The 26,351-nt window shown below is 53.3% G+C and carries 26 protein-coding genes; 8 read left to right on the forward strand and 18 right to left on the reverse strand.

All coding sequences use genetic code 11. The features are described from left to right. The first annotated feature begins 24 nt into the window (after nucleotides 1–24). Nucleotides 25–2,091, forward strand: a complete 2,067-nt coding sequence (recQ, locus tag ACHZBS_RS13085; protein WP_319406962.1) for a DNA helicase RecQ — start codon at nucleotides 25–27, stop codon at nucleotides 2,089–2,091. 14 nt (nucleotides 2,092–2,105) lie between these two features. Here the strand turns inward: recQ and ACHZBS_RS13090 are convergent, their stop codons facing one another. The 5 genes from ACHZBS_RS13090 to ACHZBS_RS13110 all read right to left on the reverse strand — a co-directional run bounded on the left by ACHZBS_RS13090 (nucleotide 2,106) and on the right by ACHZBS_RS13110 (nucleotide 5,649). Further along, nucleotides 2,106–2,726: a hypothetical protein gene (locus tag ACHZBS_RS13090; RefSeq protein ID WP_319406963.1), complete on the reverse strand. Its 621-nt coding sequence runs from the start codon at nucleotides 2,724–2,726 to the stop codon at nucleotides 2,106–2,108. Nucleotides 2,727–2,740: 14 nt separating this feature from the next. Beyond that, on the reverse strand, nucleotides 2,741–3,847 hold the full coding sequence (locus ACHZBS_RS13095) for a GGDEF domain-containing protein (RefSeq protein ID WP_319406964.1): 1,107 nt from the start codon (nucleotides 3,845–3,847) through the stop codon (nucleotides 2,741–2,743). A 234-nt stretch (nucleotides 3,848–4,081) separates the two neighbouring features. Beyond that, nucleotides 4,082–4,888: a transporter substrate-binding domain-containing protein gene (locus ACHZBS_RS13100; protein WP_319406965.1), complete on the reverse strand. Its 807-nt coding sequence runs from the start codon at nucleotides 4,886–4,888 to the stop codon at nucleotides 4,082–4,084. Between the two features lie 101 nt (nucleotides 4,889–4,989). Further along, a complete protein-coding gene (gene tatA, locus ACHZBS_RS13105; RefSeq protein WP_319406966.1) occupies nucleotides 4,990–5,172 on the reverse strand; it encodes a twin-arginine translocase TatA/TatE family subunit in 183 nt (60 codons plus the stop codon). Nucleotides 5,173–5,250: 78 nt separating this feature from the next. Continuing rightward, nucleotides 5,251–5,649, reverse strand: a complete 399-nt coding sequence (locus ACHZBS_RS13110) for a hypothetical protein (protein ID WP_319406967.1) — start codon at nucleotides 5,647–5,649, stop codon at nucleotides 5,251–5,253. A 298-nt stretch (nucleotides 5,650–5,947) separates the two neighbouring features. Here ACHZBS_RS13110 and ACHZBS_RS13115 point away from each other — a divergent pair, with 298 nt between their 5' ends. Genes ACHZBS_RS13115 through ACHZBS_RS13125 form a run of 3 tightly spaced genes read left to right on the forward strand, consistent with a single transcriptional unit; the run spans nucleotide 5,948 to nucleotide 9,098 of the window. Then, a complete protein-coding gene (locus ACHZBS_RS13115; RefSeq protein ID WP_319406968.1) occupies nucleotides 5,948–7,018 on the forward strand; it encodes a hypothetical protein in 1,071 nt (356 codons plus the stop codon). Between the two features lie 32 nt (nucleotides 7,019–7,050). Continuing rightward, nucleotides 7,051–7,905 (forward strand): MoxR family ATPase, encoded by an 855-nt coding sequence (locus tag ACHZBS_RS13120; RefSeq protein WP_319406969.1) that lies wholly within the window; start codon nucleotides 7,051–7,053, stop codon nucleotides 7,903–7,905. A 2-nt stretch (nucleotides 7,906–7,907) separates the two neighbouring features. Further along, nucleotides 7,908–9,098: a hypothetical protein gene (locus tag ACHZBS_RS13125; protein WP_319406970.1), complete on the forward strand. Its 1,191-nt coding sequence runs from the start codon at nucleotides 7,908–7,910 to the stop codon at nucleotides 9,096–9,098. 93 nt (nucleotides 9,099–9,191) lie between these two features. Here the strand turns inward: ACHZBS_RS13125 and ACHZBS_RS13130 are convergent, their stop codons facing one another. The 3 genes from ACHZBS_RS13130 to ACHZBS_RS13140 form a co-directional block, all read right to left on the reverse strand. Then, a complete protein-coding gene (locus tag ACHZBS_RS13130) occupies nucleotides 9,192–9,977 on the reverse strand; it encodes a TatD family hydrolase (RefSeq protein ID WP_319406971.1) in 786 nt (261 codons plus the stop codon). A gap of 238 nt (nucleotides 9,978–10,215) precedes the next feature. Beyond that, entirely contained in the window at nucleotides 10,216–11,526 is a 1,311-nt protein-coding gene (locus ACHZBS_RS13135) for an FAD-dependent oxidoreductase (RefSeq protein ID WP_319406972.1), read from the reverse strand. A 42-nt stretch (nucleotides 11,527–11,568) separates the two neighbouring features. Continuing rightward, entirely contained in the window at nucleotides 11,569–12,585 is a 1,017-nt protein-coding gene (locus tag ACHZBS_RS13140; protein ID WP_319406973.1) for a proline racemase family protein, read from the reverse strand. Between the two features lie 293 nt (nucleotides 12,586–12,878). Here ACHZBS_RS13140 and ACHZBS_RS13145 point away from each other — a divergent pair, with 293 nt between their 5' ends. Continuing rightward, nucleotides 12,879–14,126, forward strand: a complete 1,248-nt coding sequence (locus tag ACHZBS_RS13145) for a radical SAM protein (protein ID WP_319406974.1) — start codon at nucleotides 12,879–12,881, stop codon at nucleotides 14,124–14,126. 319 nt (nucleotides 14,127–14,445) lie between these two features. Here ACHZBS_RS13145 and ACHZBS_RS13150 read toward each other — a convergent pair. Beyond that, a protein-coding gene (locus tag ACHZBS_RS13150) for an IS3 family transposase (RefSeq protein ID WP_319405970.1) occupies nucleotides 14,446–15,581 on the reverse strand; the annotation gives its coding sequence in 2 pieces (ribosomal slippage) (nucleotides 14,446–15,302 and nucleotides 15,302–15,581; 1,137 coding nt in all). 55 nt (nucleotides 15,582–15,636) lie between these two features. Between ACHZBS_RS13150 and ACHZBS_RS13155 the strand changes: the two genes are divergently transcribed. From ACHZBS_RS13155 to tnpC, 3 genes are all read left to right on the forward strand, one after another. Next, nucleotides 15,637–15,984, forward strand: coding sequence for an SRPBCC family protein (locus ACHZBS_RS13155; protein WP_319406975.1), 348 nt, complete (start codon nucleotides 15,637–15,639; stop codon nucleotides 15,982–15,984). A gap of 20 nt (nucleotides 15,985–16,004) precedes the next feature. Continuing rightward, complete coding sequence (locus ACHZBS_RS13160) at nucleotides 16,005–16,457, forward strand: thioesterase family protein (protein ID WP_319406976.1); 453 nt, start codon at nucleotides 16,005–16,007, stop codon at nucleotides 16,455–16,457. Between the two features lie 265 nt (nucleotides 16,458–16,722). Then, nucleotides 16,723–18,114: an IS66 family transposase gene (gene tnpC, locus ACHZBS_RS13165; protein ID WP_319406977.1), complete on the forward strand. Its 1,392-nt coding sequence runs from the start codon at nucleotides 16,723–16,725 to the stop codon at nucleotides 18,112–18,114. A 934-nt stretch (nucleotides 18,115–19,048) separates the two neighbouring features. Here the strand turns inward: tnpC and ACHZBS_RS13170 are convergent. The 9 genes from ACHZBS_RS13170 to ACHZBS_RS13210 form a co-directional block, all read right to left on the reverse strand. After that, nucleotides 19,049–19,390 (reverse strand): YnfA family protein, encoded by a 342-nt coding sequence (locus ACHZBS_RS13170; protein WP_319406978.1) that lies wholly within the window; start codon nucleotides 19,388–19,390, stop codon nucleotides 19,049–19,051. Between the two features lie 34 nt (nucleotides 19,391–19,424). Next, the gene (locus tag ACHZBS_RS13175) at nucleotides 19,425–19,925 is read right to left on the reverse strand and encodes a hypothetical protein (RefSeq protein WP_319406979.1); all 501 of its coding nucleotides are present in this window, start codon (nucleotides 19,923–19,925) and stop codon (nucleotides 19,425–19,427) included. A gap of 48 nt (nucleotides 19,926–19,973) precedes the next feature. Continuing rightward, nucleotides 19,974–20,711: an ABC transporter permease gene (locus tag ACHZBS_RS13180; protein ID WP_319406980.1), complete on the reverse strand. Its 738-nt coding sequence runs from the start codon at nucleotides 20,709–20,711 to the stop codon at nucleotides 19,974–19,976. Further along, the gene (locus ACHZBS_RS13185; protein ID WP_319406981.1) at nucleotides 20,708–21,682 is read right to left on the reverse strand and encodes an ABC transporter ATP-binding protein; all 975 of its coding nucleotides are present in this window, start codon (nucleotides 21,680–21,682) and stop codon (nucleotides 20,708–20,710) included. The genes ACHZBS_RS13180 and ACHZBS_RS13185 overlap by 4 nt, the downstream gene beginning before the upstream one ends. Before the next feature lie 280 nt (nucleotides 21,683–21,962). Then, nucleotides 21,963–22,307 (reverse strand): hypothetical protein, encoded by a 345-nt coding sequence (locus ACHZBS_RS13190; protein WP_319406982.1) that lies wholly within the window; start codon nucleotides 22,305–22,307, stop codon nucleotides 21,963–21,965. Between the two features lie 14 nt (nucleotides 22,308–22,321). Next, nucleotides 22,322–23,620: a hypothetical protein gene (locus tag ACHZBS_RS13195; RefSeq protein ID WP_319406983.1), complete on the reverse strand. Its 1,299-nt coding sequence runs from the start codon at nucleotides 23,618–23,620 to the stop codon at nucleotides 22,322–22,324. 3 nt (nucleotides 23,621–23,623) lie between these two features. After that, nucleotides 23,624–24,367, reverse strand: a complete 744-nt coding sequence (locus ACHZBS_RS13200) for an outer membrane lipoprotein-sorting protein (protein ID WP_319406984.1) — start codon at nucleotides 24,365–24,367, stop codon at nucleotides 23,624–23,626. Nucleotides 24,368–24,389: 22 nt separating this feature from the next. Beyond that, nucleotides 24,390–25,640, reverse strand: a complete 1,251-nt coding sequence (locus tag ACHZBS_RS13205; RefSeq protein ID WP_319406985.1) for an ABC transporter permease — start codon at nucleotides 25,638–25,640, stop codon at nucleotides 24,390–24,392. Continuing rightward, the gene (locus tag ACHZBS_RS13210) at nucleotides 25,633–26,340 is read right to left on the reverse strand and encodes an ABC transporter ATP-binding protein (RefSeq protein ID WP_319406986.1); all 708 of its coding nucleotides are present in this window, start codon (nucleotides 26,338–26,340) and stop codon (nucleotides 25,633–25,635) included. The genes ACHZBS_RS13205 and ACHZBS_RS13210 overlap by 8 nt, the downstream gene beginning before the upstream one ends. Nucleotides 26,341–26,351: the final 11 nt, after the last annotated feature.

Here is a 26,351-nt window from a genome sequence, read left to right on the forward strand (position 1 = left end):
TAATTCCGCCATTGGATTTTTCGGATGAATATCAGCTGCCCCAAATGCCGATCCACCTTCTCCTTCAGCCCCGATGGAACCGACCCTGAACGTGCCGAGGTTCGGTGCATGGCCTGCGGTCATACATACCTGTTGGCCATTTCAGCCTTGGAGGAAGAAGGGCTGCCTGAATGGGATCCCGGGGAAGACGAGCCGCCCGAACCGTGGGTTGAAGACGGGGACGATCGGCCGCCGGACCGATTCATACCACAACGGGAAACCAATCCCGAATCCATCCTCAACCGGGTGTTCGGCTACCCCTCTTTTCGGGAGAACCAAAAAGCGATCATCGACACCCTGGTTGCCGGCCGCGACGTTTTCGCCCTCATGCCCACGGGCAGCGGCAAGTCCCTTTGTTTCCAGATTCCCGCCATCATCCGGTCAGGTGTCGGCGTGGTGGTCTCTCCGTTGATTGCCCTGATGCAGGACCAGGTGACCGATCTGCGCCAATATGGGGTCCGGGCACATTTTCTCAATTCCAGCCTCTCCGCCGAGGAGGCCGCGCGGGTGGAAGGCATCGCCGCCGCCGGCGATTGCGACATACTCTATGTGGCCCCCGAACGCCTGCTCGCCGATCGGTTCCGGCGGCTGCTGGCCACCATGAACCTGGCATTGTTCGCCATCGACGAGGCGCATTGTGTTTCCCAGTGGGGGCACGATTTCAGGCCCGAATACCTGCAGATCGCCGAAGTTACCCGACGGTTCCCGGGGGTGCCGAGAATTGCCCTGACCGCCACTGCCGATCCGACCACCCGGCGGGAAATCGTAGACAAACTTTACCTGGCCGATGCGGTCCGGTTTGTGGCCAGTTTCGACCGCCCCAACATCTTCTACCGCGTCCAGATCAAGCAGAACGACAAACACCAGCTGCTCGCGGTTCTGCGGGAGCGACACGACGGGCACGCGGGGATCGTATATGTGCGAACCCGCAAGCGGGCCGACACCATCGCCCGATGGATAGCGGATAAAGGGATTTCGGCTTTGCCCTACCATGCCGGACTGGATGCCGAGGTACGCCGTCGGAATCAGCAACGGTTTTTAATGGAGGACGGACTGGTGATGGTGGCCACCGTCGCCTTTGGCATGGGGATCGACAAGCCCGATATACGCGTCGTGGCTCACCTGGACCTGCCGTCAAGCATGGAGGCCTACTATCAGGAGACGGGACGGGCCGGCCGCGACGGCCAGCCGGCCGAAGCGTGGCTGTTCTATTCACTGGCCGATGTGGTGGCCATGCGCAGCCTTCAGAGTCTCTCCAATGGAAGCGAGGCCTTCAAATCGGTCCAGCAGCGTAAGCTCGGCGCTTTTCTGGGCTTTTGCGAAAGCCCCGAATGCCGGCGGAAAGGGCTGTTGGCATATTTCGGCGAGCCATACGCCCCCCCGTGCAACTGCTGCGACAACTGTACCGAGCCGGTAGATACCTGGGACGGCACCATTGCCGCCCAGAAGGCTATGTCCTGCGTTTACCGAACCGGCCAGCGTTTCGGTGCGGTCTACCTCATCGATGTTCTGACGGGTCGCACCACCGAGCGGATGGAACGGTTTGGCCACCATCGCATCAAAACCTTCGGCGCGGGGCGGGAGCTGGAACCGAATCAGTGGCACTCGGTGTATCGTCAATTGCTTGCCGCGGGCTATCTGGATACGGATCTGGCCGCCAGAAGCGGGCTTCGCCTGAACGAAAACAGCTGGAAAATTCTCAAGGACGGCCAGACGGTCTTATTCCGAAAAGACCCTTTACCGGTAAGGCCGGCGTCCCGTAAACAAAAGTCGGCCAAGATCTCCATCCAATTTGAAGATGCGGAGTCCACCGCGTTGTGGGAAGCGTTGCGGCAGTTGCGGCTCGATCTTTCAAAGGAACTGAACGTTCCGCCCTATGTCATCTTTCACGACAAAACCTTGAAAGAGATGGTGGCCCGCCGCCCCGTCACCCGGGATGACCTGCTCGGCATTTCAGGAATCGGCCAAAGCAAAATGGAACGGTTCGGCGATGATTTTTTAAAGGTCATTGCGCAGTCGATGGAAGGTGCGGCATTACCGGCAGACGATTGACGGGGGCCCGCCAGTCAAAGTTCGATCAGGATCTCCGGTTCGAGCAGCCCCATCAGCAGCGGCAGGTGCCCGGTGGATGCGAAATCCTTGGGCATGTAGGCGTTGACCGCGCGGTCAGAGGACAGCAGTCCCATCTTCAGGTAGCTGTCGGCCACCAGTTCGCTGCAGAAAAACGTGTCCAGCCTCGACGGTATATTGAACAGCCGGCCTTCGACCACCTCAACAATCATGTTCCACTCGCTGGGGTTGGGAAGGCCGTGATCCTGGGTGAACATTTTCGTCAATCGACGGATCATGGCGTCGGTGCGCGTCACATCGAGCTTGCGGTAGGCGAATCGGGCGGGCACATAGGGTTTCAGATCACGCCCGTACTGTTTCATCCGCTGGTAAAGGTTGACGACTTTCGGCCCTTGCAGATGATCGTGAAAGATTTCATCGGTCAGGTTCGTCAGCGTGGTGGATTCCCAGAAAAGCGGTTGTTCCCCCTCCGGCAGTTTTACCACCATACCCACATGAGACCAGGGGTTGCGTTCGAGTTTCTCGATGAGTTTGCTCTCTTCATAGCGGCCGCTGAAAAGGACCAGATCGCCGGTTTTCATCTCCGGTGCCAGTTCGGAAAACGGCTTTGTCTCCATTGGGCTTTTGCTCCCTATACTTCAATTCGGTTTCGACCCGATGCCTTGGCGCGATAGAGCAATTGGTCCGCCATTTCCACCAGCGTGTTGGCGCCTTCGCCGTCTCTCTGCACAATCCCGCAACTGATGGTCACCGATGGCACCTGATCATTGAGGCCGCCAAGGTTTTTCTGCAGGCGCTCAATAATCCGGCGGGCGTTTTTCACGCTGCAATCGGGAAAGATAATCAAAAACTCATCGCCGCCATAGCGGCCGGTGATATCCATTTCCCGCACAGACCGCCGGATGGTGTCCGCAACGCCTTTCACGACGATGTCGCCGGTCTGGTGGCCATAGGTGTCATTGACGCATTTGAAGTGGTCGATATCGATCAGCGCGATGGACAGATCCTGCCGGTTGCCGGCGGCAAAAGAGAGGGCGTTGTCCAGGTGCCCGTGAATAGCCTGGTGGTTGAAAAGTCCGGTCAGCCCGTCTCGTTGGGCTTTGTCGAAAAGTTCTTTGTTTTTCTGCCCGATGATAATCTTGTCTTTGTAGATTTCCAGCCGGTACTGGTACATCATCCTGGAGATCAGCCAGGCGATCACATTCAATATTCCGCCATTGATGACATGCCAGGTCACAATCCGGGGATTGTTCTGGACCATCGGGACGACAGCAATGAAAATCAGATAAAACAGGCAGTAGATTACCATGGCATGACGCGGGGGCATTTGAACCACCGCAGCGATGCCGAACAGGACGAGGACATAAACGGTGATATCTCCCGTGATCATTTGGGCCACCGCCGTGTTGGCTACGGCCCAGGACAGGGCGAGCACAATAATGGCATAAATGATTTTCAGGTTACGGGAATATTTCGAGGGGTCATTGCCGATTCGGATGTGGTGGAACTGACAGATGGAAAAGATGCTGAGAAACACCGCCACGAGCTTTAGCGCCATGGCGGCGATCATGACCGGGGTCCATTCATATAAGAGAAATTCGAAGATGAAAATGATTGCTTCCACCACCATGACGGTGGTGAAAATCGGTCTCATCCGCTGGCAGTTTTCGATCAGGATGGCATGAAGAAATTCTGGATTGTGCTGAAAATTGTTCGTTCTGCGGTCAAATGGGGGCATGGGCCGGTCTCGCGTCTCAGAGCTTTTTCAGGGCAAAAGGCGTTCAGCGTCTTCCGATATGGGGTGTTGACCGAATTAAAGTCTCATTGCAGCAAACCGTGTGTACTTACTTTCGCTTTATACCAGCGGGCACCTGAATAAATCCAGGACAAGAAATATCGCCCCCCTCCCGTTAAGGCTGGCCGGCCAGCAATGAAATTTCTCCTGAAAGTTGTCAATCGCGATTGACATGCGCTAACGCGTATACCGCATCAGAAGTGTTTTGTACTCATCGCTTTTCTTGATCTTTGCAATCGTATCCCATATTTTTTCAGAAAGATCAGGCTGCTGCGAAACAAAGGCGTGGGAGAGCATCAGATAATATGCCTTTTCCGCTACCGGCGGAAAGATCTTCTGAATGTCCTGGTAACGACTCGGCGACTGCACGATATACGCATCGATCACCGTGTCCAGACAGACCACCCCGGCAATGCCGCCTTTTCTCAGAATGATTAAAAGATCTACGGGCCTTGGTTTCTCCAGAAGATCGACCCCCATTTGGCGGAGGTCCGTGACGATGGACCAGTCCAACGGCACACCGATAGTTTTTCGATCCATCAGGCCCATGTTGACGAAGGAACGTCCGTCCCATCCCAAAGGCGACGCCCTTCTCGTGTAGAGGAAATAGGCGCTGTCGCGGCTTTTCCGGGTCGGATCGATCCTGCCGTTTTTTGTTGGGAATCGGCCCAGGGACAATCGTTCGGGTTTGAAGCTGGCGGGAAAAACACCATCTACCCGGCCATGCTCCAACTCGGAGAGGCAGCGTTTCCATGGCAGCCGAACTACTTTCAGTTGCAGATTCAACTTCTCGGCCATAAGCCGGTAGAGTTCGATCTCCAACCCGGGCGATTTTTTTTGAAAGTGCGAACCACCGCCCATGATCCACGGGTTGCCTGGGGTATCATCAGTGGCCAGGACGAGTGAGGCTGCCAAAGCGGGAAGAAGCCGCAGGCAGGAAAGGCCAACTACGATGGCTATCGATGCGATGAATGCCTTAGCCACTTTTCCTCCAGTCGGGGCCATAAAAAAGCCGGCCCGGCAGGGTGATCGGGCTCCTGCCGGGCCGGCTTGAACGGTATACCAGTCCTTTCAGAGATCAACGGTTAAACTTTTTTATCCTCTTCAATCTTTTCCGGCGACTCCTTCTCCGCTTCCTTGGAGGCATTTTTGAAATTACGGATGGCTTTTCCCATACCGCCTCCGATTTCCGGAAGTTTACCTACGCCAAAGATGATAAGGATGATGACCAGGATAATGATTAATTCCGGCATTCCGATTCCAAACATATGTTCCTCCTGTGGTAAACCGCATTCAAGCGTAATTATCCCGGTCCGGCCTGCCGTTGTGCTGGGGATTGTGTCCCCTCAGGTCTGGTTCGGTTTCAATTCGTCGAGGAGCCGCTCAAACTCTTTTGACTTCAAATAGCTGTCAACGGCGCCCTGGTGCTCGATCCAAGAGGACCATAATTTCATCCAGGCATCGTTGTGCCAGTAAAAGTCTTCGTTTGGCTTGCCTTTGAGCGTTTCGATGTACTCGACGTACTCTTCTGAACAGCTGTCGCAAAAATTGTAGGGGACCCTGAACCCCGGTACTTCCGGATTGTTTTCCGCGGTAATCTGGACCCCGCACTTTTCGCATTTGGAAACACAGTGCGTGCACCGGAAAGTTTTCCTGACGGCCAGAAGCTTTCTTTTTCGGATGATGGCGTCTTGTTTTTCCCGGGTGCATTTAAGTTTTTCGTCAAGGGAGATGAGGTTTCCCATGGCCTGCCCGCCGTGACCGCATGAAGTGTCCAAGGTAAGAACATTCAATATCATTGTGTCCCATGGGTGTCAATCCGCGCCTTAGGAAAAGGTGTCGATAGAATTGATCTGAACGGTGGGCACCCTTGATGGCCCATGGCTCCCGCATTTGGCGATTTTGCCTGCAAGCGCCGGGATGGCCGGGAATGGGGAAAACAACGGTGGCAAAACCTTGATAAGACATCTTCCCCCTCCTTGTTAAACCGCCGCCACCATGGTAACAAACGGGGTATCCCAAAGCCAGTGAAAGGAATTACCGATGTTTCAACCGTTGAAACCCGACTGCCTGCCACTGCTCATCGGCAGTCTTCCCCTGGACGATCACCCGGCGGCCTCCCGCCTGATCATGGACTATACGCCAGCCATTCCGCTATGGATCCAGCTGCCGGTTTTCCCGGAAGAGGGCATGGTTCCGCAATTTCTGCCGGGAATGCCGGGCGTGGTCAAAAAGGGTGGCAAAGCCTTTATCGATACCGCCGCTGAGTCCTTCGACGACGACCTGCTCTCATTTTTCGAGGATTACATGACGGCCACTGAGGATCCAGACCGGCTGCCCGCTTCCCGTTTTGCCTTAAGCGAGGCCACCGGCAAGGGCGTGGCGGCCCTGCTGGACACATTGGGCCGGTTAGAGAAGCCTCCCGTGGCGGTCAAGGGGCAGGTGACCGGTCCCGTTACTTTCTGTACGGGCGTTAAAGATCAGGATGGCCGGGCGATTTTCTACAACGAAACCCTGCGTGATGCGGCGGTCAAGCGTTTGGCCCTCAACGCCCGCTGGCAGATCCGCACCCTGTCCGGACCGGGATGCCCCGTGATCATCTTTATCGATGAGCCGGCCCTGGCCGGATTCGGTTCATCGGAATTGATCAGCATTTCGAAGGAAGAGATCCTCGGCTGTCTCCAGGAGGTGGTGGATGCCATCCACGCCGATGGGGGACTGGCCGGCATCCATGTATGCGCCAATACGGACTGGTCGCTGGTGCTGGAATCCGGTGCGGATATCGTCAATTTCGACGCCTACGCCTATTTCGATCGATTCATCCTGTACGGTCCCCAGATCAGGGACTTTCTGGCCTCGGGCCGGTTTCTCGCCTGGGGCATCGTTCCCACATTGAAAACCGAAGAGATCGAACGGGAAACCGTCGACACGCTGCATGCCGGCTGGCAGGAGCGATTCCGCCAGGTCGAAGCCCTCGGCATCGCCCCGGCGGCCATCCGATCCCAGTCCTTTATCACTCCCAGTTGTGGTGTCGGATCCCTGACTCTGGACCTGGCCATGCGCGTACTGACGCTGACCCGGGATCTCTCGGCCGCCATTCGTAATGCGATTTAATTGATTTCCCATATTCATTATAAGAGGTGTTCATGACCAATCAACCATCAGATGCGTCCTTTGCCGGGGCGACCCGATACGTGCTGGATGAAGAACTGGCCCAGATTGTCAATATCTCCATGGCCCTGGAAATGCCCCTGCTGCTCAAGGGCGAGCCGGGAACGGGAAAAACCATGCTGGCCCACGCCATTGCCGAGAGCCTCAACATGCCCCTGATCGTTCTCAACGTCAAATCCAGCATGAAACTGGTGGAGGCGTTGTACCAGTACGACACCCTGACTCGGCTCAACGACAGCCGTTTCGGCGACAGCCGGCGGGATGTCAGCAACATCGAAGAGTATATCAAAATGGGCAAGATCGGTCAGGCCTTCGTGGCCGACAAGCGGACGGTGCTGCTCATTGACGAAATCGATAAGGCGGACACCGATTTCCAGGACGATATGCTGGACGTTCTGGACCAGATGGAGTTTGATATCATCGAGATCGACAAAACCATGTCGGCCCGGCACCGGCCGGTGATCATCATCACCTCCAACGCCAAAAAGGATCTTTCCGATCCCTTTCTGGGCCGCTGCAACTTCCACCACATCGCCTTCCCGGACCCCAAGATGATGCGTAAAATCATCGGCGTGCATTTTCCCGACATCCACGATGATCTGGTGGACAACGCCATTGCCGCTTTTTACCACATGCGGGAGCTGGAAGCTGTGGAAAAACGACCGGCCACCCGGGAGCTGATCAACTGGATCCGGGCCCTTAACGCCGATCCCGATTTCAAACCCAAACGGCTGGCCAAGGGCGACGTGCCCTTTCTGGGCGTATTGTTTAAAAAAAGCGGCGATTATGAACGGGCCAGCGCCTTCGTCAATCGCCGGAAGATGTTCTGATTATGTTCCTGGCCTTTTTTTACAAGCTGAAGGAGATGGGGGTGCCGGTCAGCCCCACGGCCTTTTTGACCCTGCACCGGGCACTCGCCGGCCACCTCATTGCCAGCCTGGACGAGTTCTATACCGCCTCGCGGACCATCCTGGTGAAAAGCGAACGCTATTTCGATCTTTTCGATCAGGTGTTTGCCCACCATTTCGAGGGAGCCGAACTGCCCGACGTGGAGGGCTTGGAGATCGACGAAATGGCACGGGCCATGCTGGAGCAGTGGCTAAAGGACCCCAAAGCCATGGCGGACGCCCTGGGCATGGATAAAGACCAGCTCAACCGGATGACGCCGGAAGAACTGATCGACTATTTCAAAAAACGACTCCAGGATCAGGAGGGACGCCACGACGGAGGCAGCAAGTGGATCGGCACCGGCGGTACGTCCCCGGTGGGGCATTCAGGCACCCACCCCGGAGGAATGCGCGTGGGGGGCGTGTCGCGCAACAAGTCCGCCGTCAAGGTGGCCCTGGAGCGTCGCTACAAGGACTATTCCCTTTCCGGCCCCCTGACCCAGGCCATGGTTGGAGAAGCGCTCAAGCGTCTGCGAAACATGGTGCCCACCGGCCCCAGGGACCAGGTGAATATCGACGAGAGCATCTACCGCACCATGAAAAACGGCGGGGAGATTGAAATCGCCTTCGACCGGCGCATGAAGGACCGGCTGAAGGTGGTCCTGGCCATCGACAACGGCGGGTGGTCCATGGACCCATACGTATCCGTGGTTCAGACCCTGTTCGACTACGCCCGGGCTCAGTTTAAAGAGGTCAAGACCTTTTTCTTTCACAACACCATTTACGACACGATCTGGCAGGATGCGGCCCGCTACCGCAAGCCCATCCGGATGGCCGAACTAATCCGCATGGACCCGGAAACCCGGCTCATCGTGGTGGGAGACGCCAGCATGGCACCCTATGAACTGATGTCCCGGGACGGCTCCATTTATGTGCAGGACCGCAGCGGTCAGCCCAGCATCGAGTGCCTGCGCATGCTGGTGAACACCTTTCCTCACAGCGTCTGGTTTAACCCGGTATCCGCCGCCATGTGGGATTTCACCCGCACGATCATCATGATCCGGCAGATCTTTCCCATGTTCGAATTGTCCATCGACGGATTGGAAAAGGCCGTACAGCACCTTATGGCGAAATAGTCAGTACCCTTGCGGAGATGCAATCCGGCCGCCGGGTTCCGGGCCGCCGCCTGCCATTTTTCAAGGGTTGCCCGTATGGGGCCGGGTAAGGCGTCAGCTTTCTGAAGGATCGATGCGAAACAGGGAACAGGTGTTGAACCAGATCTGTTCCGCCAGGGGCTCCGGATCTTCCTTGCGAACCTCGGCTACTTTCAGCAGGACCTCACGAACGAACGCCGGCTCGTTGCGCCGAAACTGGTTTCGCTGGGGGGTGGGCGTCAGGTAAGGCGCATCGGTTTCGATCAACAGCCGATTGACCGGAATGGATGGAACCATTTGTCTGAGTGCCGCCCCCCGTTTGCTCACCGTGACGATCCCCGTGATCCCGATATAAAACCCCATTTCCAGGTATCGGTCCAACTCCGCTTCCGTTCCGCTGAAACAGTGGATTACGGCGGGTCGACAGGTGGTGGCTTTGAGGATTTCCAGCAGGCGGCCCTGGCTGTCCCGTTCATGGAAGATCAACGGCAGGTCCAGCGTTTCGGCGACTTCCAACTGGCGGATCAGCCACCGTTCCTGGTCCTTTCGGGGAGAGTGCATCCGGTTGAAATCCAGGCCCGTTTCTCCCCAGGCGACCACCTTCGGGTCGGAAGCCAGGGTCGCCAGATGGGCCAGGGTCTCTTCCGTGCAGGACCGGGCATCGTGAGGATGAACCCCTACCGATGCAAAAAGATTGGCATGCCCCTTGGCCAGCGCCACCGCCCGGTCCGAGGTCTTGCGGTCAATGCCGACAATCAGCATTCGACAGACCTCCGCTGCGGCGGCACGATGCAGCACGTCCTGAAAATCCGATTCAAAGGATGGATCGTCCAAGTGGCAGTGACTGTCAAAAATGTTCATCGGTTTTTCCTAAAGTCATCAACCATTAAAATATGTATCGGTAATTGCCGGATAGAGAAGTGCTTAAAACTATCCGACAGCACTCGACGCCGACCAGTTCGCCAAGTTCTTCATACCCATTTTCAAGGGCAGCAAACCATAATGGCAAGCCATAAAAAACCGGTTAGTTTATCTGTAAAAACTTTAACCGCTCAATTTGGATTCAATCAAGACCAAGCCAAACCTGCTGCTAGACTGGCTAACCCAGTACAGAAAAGCTGCTGTCACCGACAATGTCACGATTTCGCGAAAAGAAACCCGTATTCAAATTGAAATTTATATGCTTCAGCATTAGGGTCACCGGTTCATGGTCATGGTCTTGCCCGTTTTCACAGGCTTCGATGATCCGGGCCATGATCTGTCCGATGACCGGTCCGTTTTTGTACTGGTTGCCGCTGGTGCCGATGGCCAGATAAAACCCATCGAGATCTGATTTGTCATAAATCGGAATCCAGTCGTCAGACACGTCGTAGAGATCGGCAAATCCTTTGGGACGGTTCGGTATGGGCAGGTCGGGGATACGGAGCGCCAGACGGTAAACCTGTGCCCGCCATTGGGCGTTGGTGACGTTGCGGTTGAAATGGTCCGGGTCATCGACCCAGTCAAGCTTATCGCAGTCCGGGTCTTCACTGCCCACCAGAATAAGGTTTCCGACTTCGGGCCTGTGATACCCTGCCAGATCCCCGTCTCCTACCGTTATCCCCTCATCTTCATAGGAAAACCGCTCAGGAGAAGGAACAAAATGCACTTCGTGCCGGAGCGCCCTTGTTTTTATCTTCATTTTTTTATCAATGCCGGCGAGTCGGTTGACAATAAAGGAATGCGGCCCCGAGGCATTGACGACCACGGGAGCATCAAATGTCTGCCCGCTTTTTAATGTTATGCCGGCAGCCCGGTTGGTATGCGTCCGGATTTCTGCCACTTCGGCATTGAACATGAAGGTCGCACCGTTTGATTCACTTGCCTGCTGGATATTTTCAACCGAAAGCTGGGGATCATTAATGTAGCCGTTGTTGGGAAAAAACAATACCACCGGATTGATCTTTTCCACAGGAGGACTAAAAAAATCGGGGTCATCGGGCCGCTTGGGCGGGAAATATGAATCGTCTACAAAATGAGGCATGCGCTTGATCAACTGCTCCGGAGTCCATATTTCATAAGGAATTTTCAATGCGTCATGATGTTTGATATATTTGCTCCAGTCAAAATCCTTTTTATTTAAGACGACAGCTCCTGTCTGGATAAATCTGGCAAGGTCTTTTGAAGTCTTTTTATTGAGATATGCCGCCCAATTTTTCCAATAGAACGAACTCTCATAGGCCACCGCCGTTCCTTCGAGAGTGGAATAATGCGTTCTTATGATGGCGCAGGTCGAACTGGTGGAGCCGAGTCCGGCAGCCGAAAGTTTGTCAACAACTAATGTCCGGTATCCTTTTTTAGACAGCTCAAAGGCAATAGAAGCTCCGGTGATACCGGCACCGATGATAATCTGGTCATAGTGTTTCGTCATTTTGTCCCCGTCATGTCAGATGGTTTCTTCTGAAAAGGCGTGTCACCCCAGTTGAAACCCGAACTTCATGGGATCTTCCCGGTGTGATATTAATTGATTGATTCCCGTAATATAGGCTTGGGATGAAATCCTTGGGATGACTTTGACAAATCCGTCTTCTTTATAGGCCCGGACTACTCTTCCCCTGAAACGCGTCCCTGTGATGCTTTCATTGATAAAGACCTCATCAATGGCTAATTCCCCTCTGGCATAAAGGGCCGCCATCTTGGCGGATGTGCCCGTCCCGCAGGGGGACCGGTCTACTTGACCCGCACCAAACACCACAACATTCCTGCAGTGTGCATCCGGATGATCGGGCTCTTCATATAGCTCTACAACATCAACCGTTTTAAAGTAAGACTTCTCCTTAAAATCAAGCCGGATGGTTTCATTGACCGCATCACGGAGTTTCAGGCATTGTTTTGATAATCGGGCCGCTTGCTCAGGGACAAGGGTTAAACCCAGTGCCTTTGCCGGGCAAAGAATAAAAAATCCGGCATTAAAAGCAATGTCCACCGTTACTTCACCCATTCCGTCTATTTTAACCTGTAAATCCTTCTGGTACAGGAAGGCGGGCACGTTTTCAATTTCCACCTCAACAACATGGTCATTTGTGACCGTCGCCCATCCGGTCACCAACCCATCAGGGGTATCCAACAACACCTTTGTCAGCGGTTCCGTTCTTTTGACCATTCCCAATTCGACAGCGGCCGAAATAAGTCCAATGGTGCCATGCCCGCACATATACGGGTAGGCTCTCGGATAGTCTCCCGTGCTCAAAAAAATAACGCCCAGATCTGCATCCGGGTTCACGGGTTCAACCAGCGCGGCCCCGAACATATCATTATGCCCTCTGGGTTCCCGCAGGATCATGGTGCGGATTGGGTCATGATTTTTTTCAAAATAATCGCGTTTTTCAAGCATGGAATCCCCTCGGATCCTTGGTAATCCACCGACAATGATCCGGGTTGGTTCTCCTGCGGTATGGGTATCGATAACACTTATCACCCGATCAATCATAATCCCTCCGTGGCTTATTCCACTGGCCCATTTATGATCACCGATGCGAGCCCTGGTTCATCATTTGACATCGAAACGGCCCATGGGAAAAAATCATTAAATTAAAAAAAATCAGCATAACCATCACAATCATTGGTGAGCAACCATAAATAAAGTTTGTAGATTAATCGATACGTTGCCCCCTTAATTAAATGAATAATATAATCCTGTTATCTTACTATTTTTTTTGATAATTAGATTTGGTTATACAGGCAGTCATCAATTTATTTCGCTGCATTTAAAAAGAGTATGCCATGCGCAAACATAATGGAACTCAGCTATATGGGATTAAGAAAGTCCTTACAACCCTGAAAATGGGCATGAACAAGGAGCTTAAGCATTTATCCCTCAAACAAAAACTGGCCATGAACTATGTATCCAGGGAAAGCAAGCTCACGAAAATTAATGATAAAATATATACGAATACCTTTACGCCATACTTCCCTTCTTTAGCGTATGACCGTTTTCTCAAGGGTGTTGTTTCCGTAACCTCCGGAAAACCCGTGCCTGTGGTTACAAACTTTGCCATAACACCTAAATGTCCATGCAATTGCTGGCACTGTTCTTTTTCAGATCGCTCCAAGCAAAATGTCCTGTCTTTCGATCAGCTACGGAAAACAATTTCAGAGGTACAGGATTTGGGCACAAGCGTCATTGGCCTTACAGGAGGGGAGCCTTTGTTGCGCGATGACCTGGAAGATATCATTGCATCTATCGATAAAAGATCCATGCCTCTCATTTTTACCACCGGGTACAAACTCACCCGAAAACGGATAAAAAGCCTAAAAAAGGCGGGGCTGGAAATTCCGGTAATCAGCCTTGACCATTATAAACCTGAAATCCATGACAAAGGCCGCCGCAAGGAGGGAATTTTCGATTATGCCCTGAAAGCCATAGAGATGTTTCAGGATGAAGGCTTTTACGTTGCTGTTTCTTTCGTGCCCGATAAGTCGCTTGTCAGTGACAGGCAGGAAATCTTCAAGGTGATAGAATTTTTCAAGGACATCGGCATTAATGATATGCGGCTGACATCGCCCATTTTAAGCGGGAAATTGATCAGTAAACCCGAAGAAAAACTGTCTGACGAAAATGTGAAAACTATCTTCGACATTCAAAAAAAGTGCACTAAAACCAAAGGCTACCCCGGTGTTTTTGCCTACGATTTTTTTGAAAGCGAAAAATACTATGGTTGCGGTGCGGGCTTCAACTACATGTTTATAGATTCCCAGGGCAATGTCTGCCCCTGTGATTTTACCATGCTTTCCTTTGGCAATATTCTTGATCGATCTGTTCGGGAGATCTGGGAAGAGACAAGTCAACATTTTTGTACCCCGGGGCCGGAATGCTATGCCAATGTCAGCAATGATGTGATTTTTTCGAAAAGGACCCAAGAATGGCCTTTGAAAAAACAGGCTACGCTTGAAATTTTGAAGGAATGCCCCTCGTATAATCGGGAAAGAGTCCCTGAATTTTACAAAAGAATGGGACTGAAAGGGTGTTGAAAAACGTCATGAACCGCAGGCCGGACAAGGCAAAATTTGGTGAAAAACTCAGTCTATGAGTGATAAATGAGCATTTTTAACCGAATTCTAACGCCGTATGGTAATGCGCAATAGTTTTTCAGCAGATGCTAAGTCAGGAGCGCATGGTGACAACCGTCAGCCTTACAAGAGAATCGAAAATCCCCTTGGACAAAATATGGTCTTTGTTGAGCGATTTCACCGGATCGCCAAGCCCGGCCGGAGGTGGACCCCATCGGCTGGACAGCCTGAGGGGTAGAATAAGCTATGAGCCGAGAGCTTTTTAAAAGATAAAAAGGCATCAGGCAGCCTCGGCGAAAGGATGGGGCAGACCGTAATAAACCTCATCCGGGGTTCTGTCGTCAAGGGCCGAATGGCCCCGTTCGTGATTGTAATAATCGAGCCACCGGCCCAGACCCTGCCGCAGCGCCTTACCGGTGTCGAATGCGTGCAAGTAAATGTATTGGTGTTTGAGGGTCCACCACAGCCGCTCGACGAATATATTGTCCTGGCAACGACCCCGACCATCCATACTGATGGCGACCTTGTTATCGATGAGAACCTTGGTGAACGCGTTGCTGGTAAATTGAGCCCCTTGGTCGGTATTGAAGATTTCCGGTGGCTCATAGCGGCTCAACGCCTCTTTAAGGGCATCGATACAAAAGGCGCTGTCCAGGGTGTTGGATATCCGCCAGGCGAGCACCTTGCGGCTGTGCCAGTCCATGATCGCCACCAGATACATGTACCCACTGGCCATGGGGATGAAAGTGATGTCGCTGGCCCAAACCTGATTGGTGCGACTGATGGTCATACCCCTTAGCAGATAAGGATATACCTTATGCTGGGGATGGGGGCGGCTGGTCCGCGGTTTGGGATACACCGCCTCGATACCCATTAATCGCATCAGCCGCTGAACCCGTTTGCGATTGGCTGTTATGCCCTGACGATCCAGCTGGCGGCTGATCGTTCGGCTGCCCGAGGATGGATTGGTAAGATACAGTTCGTCGATCTTGCGCATCAGTTCCAGCTCTTCTTGGCTTATGGGTATGGGTTGGTAGTAATAGGATGACCGGCTAAGATCGATTAGTTCACACTGCCGGGAAACGCTCAGCTGCCGATCCAACGGATCGATCATGGATTTACGCTGTTTGCGATTCAGCTGCTGAGCTTGCGTGCTAAAAAATCGTTTTCCACCTTGAGTTGACCGATCTGGCGGTACAGTTCGGCGGTTTGGGCATCGGCCTGTTTTCTGGATCGGTGGCTTTTATCGAAGATATCGGCTGCACCGTCGAGCATCTGCCGCTTCCAGGTGGAAATCATGGTGGGGTGAACACCAAATCGACTGGCCAACTGTGCTGCGGTTTCTTCGTTCTGAATGGCAGCCAGAGCGACCTTGGCTTTGAACTGTGGACTGTGTGATTTGCGCTTGTTACCCATCGTCAGATCCTCCTCATTTTTGGTCTGACTCATAGCTTAGCACATTGTCCAGTTTTTGGGGTCCACCGCCGCCTTCCCGGTTGTTGTTCATGAAAAGGGAGACCCCAGGTATAATGGTGTCGGTACCATCAGGACCCTCACCATTGGTAAAATTACCGTCATGGAACGCCTTGAGGCCGTTACGCCATCCGACTTTTTCATGTACAGCATTCTGTCAGACTCTCTAGTAAAACAATACCTTGGTAAATGGGAGTTTAGCAAAGAGAAGGATTTGACAGTCGTTCGATGGAGTGCTGACTTCCAGCCAAAATTTCCATTGATCGGGTGGCTCATCGCCAAGGTGACGAAGAGAGTTATCCATCAAATTATCGATCAAATTGAAGCCGATGATATGGACGGGTGAATGAAAAAACTGGAGGATAAATGCAGGACCTACTAAAAAATTATCCGGTGGTAATCGAAATACCAATAGCATGGGGTGACATGGATGCCTTCCAGCATGTTAACAATATAATGTATTTCAAATACTTTGAAAGCGCTCGCATTTCATATTTTGAAAAACTTAATTTTCACGACCAAATGATAAAAACCGGTATTGGACCCATTCTTGCCAACACGCAGTGCAAATTCAAAATTCCCTTAACTTATCCCGATCGGGTAAGCGTCGGAGCAAAAATTGATATGATAGAAAAAGACCGCTTCTTAATGAAGTACTTGGTGGTTAGCCATAAACACAAGAGTATTGCTGCGTTAGGGGAAGGCATGCTTGTTTCGTTTAACTATCACGAAAATAAAAAAGCACCCCTTTCTGATGAAATAAGAGCGAGGATTACCGATCTTGAAAAGAATGTTAATCAAGATTTTCAAGTGAGATAATGATGATATTATACAGAAAAAATGTTGATCGAAATGGCTCATAAAAACATCGAGCCTGGAAAAATAGGAAACCTTAGTGGGAATCCCCGTTAGGATATAAGAAATAATTAACTTCCAAAAATTGGTAAGCATTCACGGGGTACTTTGAGGATCCAACTGGTCTCGCAACCCCCCGAAATCAAAGCACAAAAAATAGATCATAACTAACCGAAATAATACAAAATAAATCTAGATTTTTCTTTTTGACTATGGTAGAGTGCTTTTCATGGCACTCAAAAGACCCTTTTCGGAACTCGATTGGCAACTGACACCAGAGCCGGTGCGACAGTATATCATGGCTCTGGAACGGATGCTTTTCGATATGGAACAGCGGATTGTAGCCCACGAAAAGCGGCTGGAGAAGCTTGAGGTTCGGTCCAGCAAAAATTCTCATAACTCCAGTAAGCCGCCGTCATCCGATCCGCCCTTTAGCAGGCAAAAGAGAAAACAGAAAAAGAGTACACGTGCAAAAGGCGGTCAGAAAGGCCACAAGCCGCATCAGCGGCAGATGCTGGATCCGACCGAGAGCCATTGGTTGATGCCGACGCGCTGCGCATGCGGGCATGCGCAGTTCGATCCGCAAAAGATGCAGCCGTTTTATGCGCATCAGCATATCGAGCTACCCGAAATCGAAATGCAAATCAGCCACTATATTCTCCAGCAATGTGACTGTCCCAACTGCGGCAGGACGGTCAAGGCCGCGCTACCTTCTGACGTATCCACCGGTTATGGGCCGCGCTTTACCGCGCTTATCGGAGAATTGAGTGGGATCAAGGCCATGAGCCGCAACGACGTCAAGCAGTTGTGTGAGTCGGTTCTGGGCATCGGGATTGCCACCGGAACCATCCAGAAGCTTGTCGACCGCACGTCAAATGCGCTATTGCCGGCCTACGAACGCATCGGCCGGGTCGCCCGACGCTTTTGGTGCAACTACATCGACGAAACTTCCTGGTTTAAGGAAAACGACCTGCACTGGTTGTGGGCCATGGCCAACGAACGGGTGGCGTTTTATCGCATCGACCCGCATCGCTCCAAGGAAGCTTTCGAAAAACTGGTCCGGGATTGGGACGGGATTCTGGTCAGCGATGGTTACGGCCTATATCGAAAATGGGTTAACCGCCAAACCTGCCTGGCCCATCTGATCCGCAAAGCCGATGCCCTGGCGGAACGAAAGAAAACCGATCTTTGCCGCTTCGGAGAAATCGTCGCCGCCTGGCTGAGGCAACTGGTATCGTTTGCCAAAGAACCTCCCGACCCGGAAATGTGGTCGGATTTTTATACGTTCTTTTTGTTTACCGTCTCCGTTTGGGAGAAGGACAAGACCGACGCCGGAAAACTCGCCCGGCAGATTGTTCGCGAAATGGACAGTCTGTGGACCTTTCTCGATCACCATGGCATTGAACCGACCAACAACCGTGCCGAACGGGCACTGCGCTTTGGGGTGCTATGGCGAAAGCGCAGCCTGGGCACCCAAAGCGAAAAGGGAAACCGGTGGGTCGAAAGGATATTATCCCTGAAAGAAACCTGCCGTCTAAATGCAAAACCGACGTTCCCGTTCCTCGTGGAATGTATTACTTCCAATTTTCGAAGGTCGACGCCCAATCTCTCCTGGATTTAATTCAAACTGGAATATCCCGTGAACGCGTACAAAAATTGTAAACAAAAAGTGGTGGAGGCGGCGGGAGTCGAACCCGCGTCCACCCATGAAACAAGCGCGTTTGCAAGGAATTCCCAAAACATTCCCAAAACATCACTAAATGAAACATTAATTATTACAGCCTGAAAATCAAGAGGGCAAAGCTATGCTCGAGTTATGGATAGAGAATATGATCGATCAAAGCGGCTGGCCGCTCGCGAATCGGGCAATTGAGGCGTGGTCGTTGTGTGACTACGCCACGGTTGCGTAGCGTAAGTGGTGGGAGCCGTTTTAAAACCACAAAGATGCCAAAGCACCTTAAACCGGGGGAATACGGACCCTATCTGTTCAGTATTTGACAGTGTTCTTTTTCTTATCTCAATCAATCTGCAATCAAGCAAATGTTTAGATTAGGTATTGTAACCTGCAGTTTCTGGCAGGATGAAAATCTACAGGATAGTTATGGAAACCTGTCGCTTTTGAGTCAACCATTTCTTTGGGATAAACTTTGATAATCTGTTGGGCTATCAATTTCCACCAAAATTGGTGGAGACCGTTTATCACAACTTTTCCGATTTGCCCTGTCTTTGAAAATTGCGATGGATTTGGAGGCCAGCCAGAATAAAACTATGCTATGTAATCACAGCTTTTACTTGCTCTGGGCCGACCACAATATCTTGGGGTTCCTCAAGATTTCCAATTGATATAGACATCGCAACATAATGGCAAGAAAGCACAAGGAACGGTAGGGTTCCTTTTTGTGAGATAGCCATAGCGTACTGTCTGGTTAATAAAAATAGTTGGTTCAACTTGTCGCAAAGCCAGTTTTTCCTGCGGCCCATCGAACAGAATCGCGTCCTGAATCCTTTTTCAGCATATTGTGAAAGCAGGCCAGCTATTGCATGATGGACTCACATCAATTCGGTCTGGGCCAGTACATGATGATTCCAACGCCGGCCAGAGCCACAATGCCACCTATGATGTCAAAGGCGTCCGGTGCGATGTTGTCGATTTTCCATCCCCATAAAATCGAGATAACGATGAAGACCCCGCCATAAGCGGCATAGACCCTGCCAAAATGGGCGGGCTGCAAAGTAGGAACGATGCCGTAAAGTACGAGCACGACCCCGCCGATAACGGCATACCACAACGGTTTGCCCTCGCGCAGCCACAGCCAGACAAGGTAGCCGCCCCCGATTTCAAACAGGCCGGCGAGAAGGAAATAAAAGATCGATTTGGTGGTGGTGATTAAATCCATTCATCTGCTCAAATGTGCTGGCTCGCTAAAAGTCTCACTCTGAAACGGCGTCGGCACCGTGCTCGGAAAGCTGCGCACCGAACCATCGATGCACCGCTGTGATGAGGTGGATGTCTGACGTTTCGAATCGGATCGCGCCACCGGCGGGCACATCCGTATAGAAAATGCTGATACGGTGCGCTCCGCCTTGAAGCTCGCGAAGACCAGGCATACCGGCCCCATGAAGTTTTGCTGGATCTGAAAAGTCGCCGCGTTGGAAATTCTCCGCTTCCTGCTTAAGATGCCGTCGAATAAGACTTATCTGATCGTTTTCACTGGGGTCCTTCGCCACCACACGCTGTATGCCGCCCGACGCCGTCATTTTAAAGATGTGTACGGCCTTGGAAATATCGAAGGGCATCACCATATGCGCGTTGTGATGCACATGCTCCTGCCGGGTCTGTGAAAACCCTGTGCCGCAGAAGATGCATGCCGCGAAAGCGAGGATCGCAGCACCTCCTATAGATTTGGTGAGTACGCGAAGATATGGTTTCATGGGTAGTCCTTTCAGTTTTCTGAATATTTGCATCCACATCGGATACGGTCACAAGATCCACCGGCGCTTGATGTTCCAGAGGCTGGCGGCGAACAGAAAAACGCAGAAAGCGCCAAGCAGGGTCAGGTCCAGGACAAACGGCATGGTATGTCCGCCGTGCACGGCCCCGTGGAGGACGTCGGCTCCGTAAGTCAAGGGGAAGACATAAGACAAGGGTTTGAGAAAAACAGGCAGCTTCTCGATGGGGAAGAAGAGCCCGCAGAGAAAGATCATGGGGAAGCGGAAAAAGTTGGAAAAGGTTTGTGCCTCGAACACCTCGCTCACCGCCACGGCGATGAACAGGCCCAGAAAGGTGGAGGCTATTGCGATCATTACAACGGCAGGCACGAAAACGCGCCAGGCCACCGCAGACAGATCGGCCAGAAATGCCGCCATGACTACCGGCACGAAGGCGTTGGCAACGCCAAACAGGATGGCCCCGCTGGTCTTGGCCAGCATCAGCAGCTCAAAGGGTATGGGCGCAAGCAACAGGCGTTCGAAGGAGCGGTTCTTTTTTTCGAAGGTTACCGTCACCGCCAACATCGATGTGGTTCCAAACAGAATGGAGATGGCCACAACGCCCGGCAGAAGCCCCATGATGCTGTCCAGTCCGCTGCCGGACTTGATGAAGAACATGCCCGTCCACGCCAGGGGGAAAATCAGCCCCCAACTGACGTTCGGCGGCTTCAGGTAATAGGTCCGCATGTCCTTGACCAGAATGTTCCAGAAGGCGATCCAGCGTTTCATCGGCCGCCCCCTTTCTTCTCCTTTTCCTTGCACATGGCGCCCGCCTCGATGCCGGTGATGGATACAAAGATGTCCTCGAGGGACGGTCGCACGCGCCGTGCTTCGCTGACCTCGGCGCCGTTGTCTTCGAGAAAGCGGACCAGAGGGCCGACCTGGACGGGATCTCCAGATTCCACCTTTATGAAGCCGCCGTTCGATACCGTAAATGTAAGTACCGGAAACGCCTCGGCGAGTTTGTTGTGAATGCCGCTGGGTATGTTGACGCAGGCAATCCGCATCACATGTTTTTCCCTGATCGGTTGAACCAGTTGCGCCACCGTGTCGATTTGAACGATGCGCCCTGACACGATGAACGCGATGCGATCGCAGAGGCGCTCGGCTTCTTCGATGTAATGGGTGGTAAGAAAAATGGTGGTCCCTTCCTGGTGCAGATTTGCGATCATCTGCCGCAATTGCCGGGCGCTGGCCACGTCGATACCCGTGGTCGGCTCGTCTAAAAACAGGATCGACGGCCTGTGGATGATGCCGGCGGCGATGGTGAGCTTGCGCTTCATGCCTTTTGAATAGCCGGCGAACTTCCGGTCCGCTGCCTTGGCCAGATCGAAAATATCCAGCAGCTCACGGGCCCTGGTTTGTCTTTCAGTTTTTCCAATTCCGTAAAGCGCCGCGCAGAAACACAGATTGTCGTAGCCGGTGAGTTCCGGGTACAAGTTGCTTTCGTCCGGCACCACGCCGACCAGATGCTGGGCCGCCTTGGGGTTGACCTTGCAGTCGAGTCCGCCGATTCGGATCGCTCCCGAATCCGGGCGCGCCAAACCTGTCAGCATGTTGATAGTGGTCGTCTTGCCGGCGCCGTTCGGACCGAGAAAACCGAACAGTTCGCCTTGTTGCACGCTGAAGGAAATGCCATTAACCGCTTCGACATTTTCGAAACGCTTGGTCAAATTCTGGACATAAATCGACTCGCTCATGTTGGACGATACCCTTGGCCTTCGTAGTGCCGACACTCCATTTACCTGTGAATGGACCTGATGATGTTCTTAATTTCTATTCGGAAACGCTCGCGACAACTGCAATCATGTACATTGTCGTCTTCGGTTTCTCTTGATTCGGGGCACTCATTGCATGGAACGGCTTCCTTTAAAAGCAACCGCATCTGTTGGGTGTCCCCGCAATGTCGAAGTTGCTTGAGAACAGTATCGATGTCGTCTCTTGTACACATAGCACCTCCAGGCTTGATACGGCTTTAAATTACGCAGTAACGATATACGTCTCCAGATCCGACCGCCACTTGCGCTGAATCAACCCCTTTGATTCCATGGCTTGCATGACTCTGGCGATATCTTCGAGATCCCCAGGCAACGAATCGATGACCTCGCGTTGCGTCATCGGCCCTCCATGTTGACGCAGCATCGCGAGAATTTCGCGATTCGGATATTCCAGTTCTTTTCTCTCTATCGGTGTCAAACCGTCTGATGCCACCCTTTTTCTATGGATCAGCCAAATGACGCCGGCGATCACGATAACGAAAACAAGGATAATCACGCCCGTCATCCAGGCATCGCCGGCTATCAACGCAATATGGCCGTGTCCCATGATTTCCTTCTCTCCTAAAAGTAATATCGTACCCAAACCTCCGGGCGCAGGACGTCCGGCTTTTCGCCAAACTCGGTTTGCGGCGGACCCACGGGAATACCTACCCGCAAATTGAGTTCCAGGTTGGTCACGGGTGTCCAGGTCATACCGGGCTGAAGATTGAAGCTGAAATCCTGAAGGTTGACGACTGACGCCACCCAGGGGTTGAAATACAGGATATCGAAAGGTTCCTTCTGCGAAATTTTGAGATAAAAATAATCCTCACCGTAATTGCGCTGCTGATAATAGGGCCGCGTGCTTTGATTGGCACGCTGCATCACTGAAGCATTGCCGGTGGCCTGCCATTGATCGCTGACCGATTCCTGGTAGGTGTAAAAGTCATCCAGTTCGTTTTGGCTGTATCCCGCGCCATTGTGGTAGTATTCGGCGATAAAGGTGGTATCGAACGCATTCAGGTAGCGTATCCCCAAAAGGTAGCTGAGCTGATCCTCCCGCGTTTGCTCGACGGTGCCGTCTTCATCGATAACGAGGTGCAGTGCGTCCAGCCGATAAGCCAGTTCCCCGTGCACCTCGAAATTTTCGACCAGGTTTTTTGCAAAGTCGAACCCGACGCTGCGGGGCTGATCCGGCCCGTCAAAATAGATGAAATCGAAATCGGTGTCATACCAGAGCAGGTAGAGCTTGAGGGCGGCGTACAGATCGCCTTCTTCCCCCAAATCTTGGTTACCCCAGTCGTCAATGACCGGCAGCAAAAGAGCCGTCAATCCGATGTTGGCCAGGTGACCGGCGGTATAGCTTCGGATCAGATCCAGCCCCAGCAGGGGGCGTCCCTCCAGGTTCAGGGCAGGGTCGTCCGGGTCCTTGGGCCGGTTTATAAAGCCGGCTGGGTTCCAGGCGTAGCCCTTTCCCCACAAGACCAACTTCTTGCCTGCATCCAAGGTGAGCTGAGGAGATGGCGCCAACGAAACATAGCCCTCATAGATCTTGTTGTCCCACGCTTCCTCTAAGTAACCATCGACATACTCAAAGTGGGCCAGTAGATTAACCTGAAAAATGCCCTGCCGGTAACTGCCGGAAAGCTCCGCCAGCGTGCGCCATTCATGGGTGTCCGCGCCGGGATCGTCCTGGTAATAAATAAGCCTGTATCGGTCCGAATCCTCATCCAGCCAGTGATAGATATAGCGAAATTCCATTCGGCCGCCCAGCTCATAGGGCTTTTTATCCGCCTCGGGGATGGTGAAGTCATACTCTCCCGCACCAACGGTGGTGCAGAAAAATATCAGGATTGTCCCAAGACAAGCCCCCAGGCGCATGGTTTACCGCAAGTCCTTTACCCTGGGCAGATAGTTCAGCGTGAAGACTTCATCCGTCAGGCTGCGTTTTTTGAGGTTGGCTGAAATCATGACCGATCGATAGCCTTTGTAAAGGGGGCTGTCGGTTTCCATCACCGCCGGACGCACGACACCGTCACCGATATCCTTGATCTCCTTGAAATGGAGCGTCTTGATAAGCATTCCCGTGGCGGCGAAACAATCGATCCGGGTGGGCACGAGTTCTTTTTTAAGCACCCACATCTTGAGCAGGTCATAGGCCACGGCCCCGCTTTTGGCCTTGAGCTCTAAAAGATACTGGCCCTGGTCTTCCAACAGGGCGGTCACATCGTATTCTACGCTGTAATCCAGGCGCATGATGTCGGCATTGTTGAAAACGCCGCCGACCACCGATTGCATGCTGGTGATACGGATCGGCTTGCCCACGTTGGGAATATAGAGCCACATGTTGTCGCCCAGCCGCAGGGTCGCACGTCCCGCCTCGCTGGCCGGTGACACGAACAGGGTAACGATTTTGTCCAGGTCTTTTTTAAGGAACCAGAGCACGAATTCCTTGCGGCTGCCGTCCGGTTCAATGTTGATGATTTTACGGTACATCTCCAGATCGTTGGGCTGTAGGTTGCGGTCCACCTGGGAAAGAATTTGGGTACCGCTCAACGCCTCCCCCCAAACGTTCGGGGGTAGCATGCAGAGTATCAGGACGACGGCTGTTAAAGCGAAGTGCTTCATCTTCGACTCCGATTGATAAGGATCAGACATGGCGCAGGGCGTCCACCGGGGCCAGTCTGGAGGCCTTGGCGGCCGGTTGCAGACTGGCCAGGATCGATACGGCCAGGACAATCAGGCAGGCCGAGACCAGTTCTCCGGGAGAAACGCTGGGCGCCAGGGTGAAGACCTGGTTGGCGCCGCCGAAGGTGACGCTCACCCCCTTCAGGTTCAGACTCCACAGGATGGCAAGACCGATGCTCGCGCCGGCCAGGGCACTGAAGAGGCCCAGGCAGAAGCCCTCGGCCACGAACAGGCCCAGAATCCGCCTCGGCGGAGTGCCCATGGCGGCCAGGGTGCCGATCTCACGCACCCGCTCGTAGACGCTCATCATCATCACGTTGAGCACGCTGATCAGCACCACGGCGATCAGGATCACCCGCACGCCCATGGTCATCATGTCGATCATGCGCACCACATTGTAAAACGGCGTCAGCTGGGACCACGTGTGCAGTTCGAACATCGGTTTGTTCTGCTGGTTGGTCATGGGGTCCAAGATGCCGTGCAAGGACGTGGCGACGTCATCGATCCGGTCAAAATCGCTCACCCGTACGGCGATCTCGCTGACTTCACGCGTTTCCATACGCAGCAGGGCCGCGGCATCGTCAATGTGCAGGTACCCGTCCCGGCCGCCCGGCCCCATGAGATTTTCGACCAGGCCGGCCACCTTGAAGGTCATCCCGTTGACCGAGCCGTCCTTGTTGTTGGCCACCAGCACCACGGTATCGCCGGTGCCGACACCCATGCCTCTGGCCAGCGCCTCGGGCAACAGCACCTCGCTGGGGGCCACCAGAAGGTCCTTATGGGCCGCGTCGCGGATTCGCGAAATCAGCAGCGGCGCGGTGGCCTGCTCTTTTTGCGGATCGATGCCGTTGAGCCGGACATTGGTGGTCTGGGCGTAATTACTCAGCATGGCGCCGAACTTGATCCGCGGAGAGAACGCCTCTACCCCTGGCGTCTCCGTCAGGATATCGGAGAGTCTGGCATAGGCCTTGGCCGGAAGCATGCGGTCCAGCGGGAGATTGTCGACACTGGACATGTATCCCTTGCGGTGCACCTGTAGATGGCTCAGCATGGAATCGGTAATCTGGCCCACGATGGCCTTCTTGAAGGAACCGCTCAGTCCGGCGAACACGATCACGGCCACGATACCCACGACGATCAGCATGCCGGTGAGCAGGGTTCGGCGCTTGTGACGCAGCAGGTTTTTGAGTGCCAGGCGTAGGATTTTATGCATGGCGATCCTCTCCGTAAGCCGTCGGTGCGTCCAGAAGCCGCCCGTCTTCCAGATAAAATGTTGCCTCCGCCTGATCCATGATTCTTGGGTCGTGAGTCGAAAAGACGAACGTGGTGCCGAAAACGTCGCGCATGCGTTTCATGAGGGACATCACCCGCTGCGCCGTAGCACCGTCCAGGTTGGCTGTGGGTTCGTCCGCCAGTACCAACTCCGGGTTGCCCACCAGCGCTCGGGCGATGGCCGCCCGCTGCTTCTGGCCGCCGGAAAGCTGTGCCGGATATTTACCCGCCTGATCGGTCATGCCGACTGCCTCCAACACCCGTTCGACTGCCGGTCGGCGTTCGCCCCTGGGCATATCGCGTATCATCAACAGGGGATACTCTACATTCTCGAATACCGTGAGCACCGGCAGGAGATTGAAGTCCTGAAACACGAATCCCAATTTCTCTCCCCGAAATTGCGCTCCGCGACGACGGTCCAGTCGGCTGACCGGTTGGCCGGCAACGATCACCTCGCCGGCGGTTGGGCTGTCCAGACAGCCGATCAGGTTCAACGCGGTGGTTTTGCCGCTGCCCGAAGGCCCTACCAGCGCCGCAAAGCCGCCTTTGGAAATCCCGAAACTAACCTGGCTCAGGGCGGTCACGTCCACTTCGCCTATGCGATAAGTTTTGGAAACGTTTTCAAAGGATACGATGTTCATTGGGTCAGATT

This window comes from uncultured Desulfosarcina sp., assembly GCF_963664155.2.
GTDB lineage: Bacteria > Desulfobacterota > Desulfobacteria > Desulfobacterales > Desulfosarcinaceae > Desulfosarcina.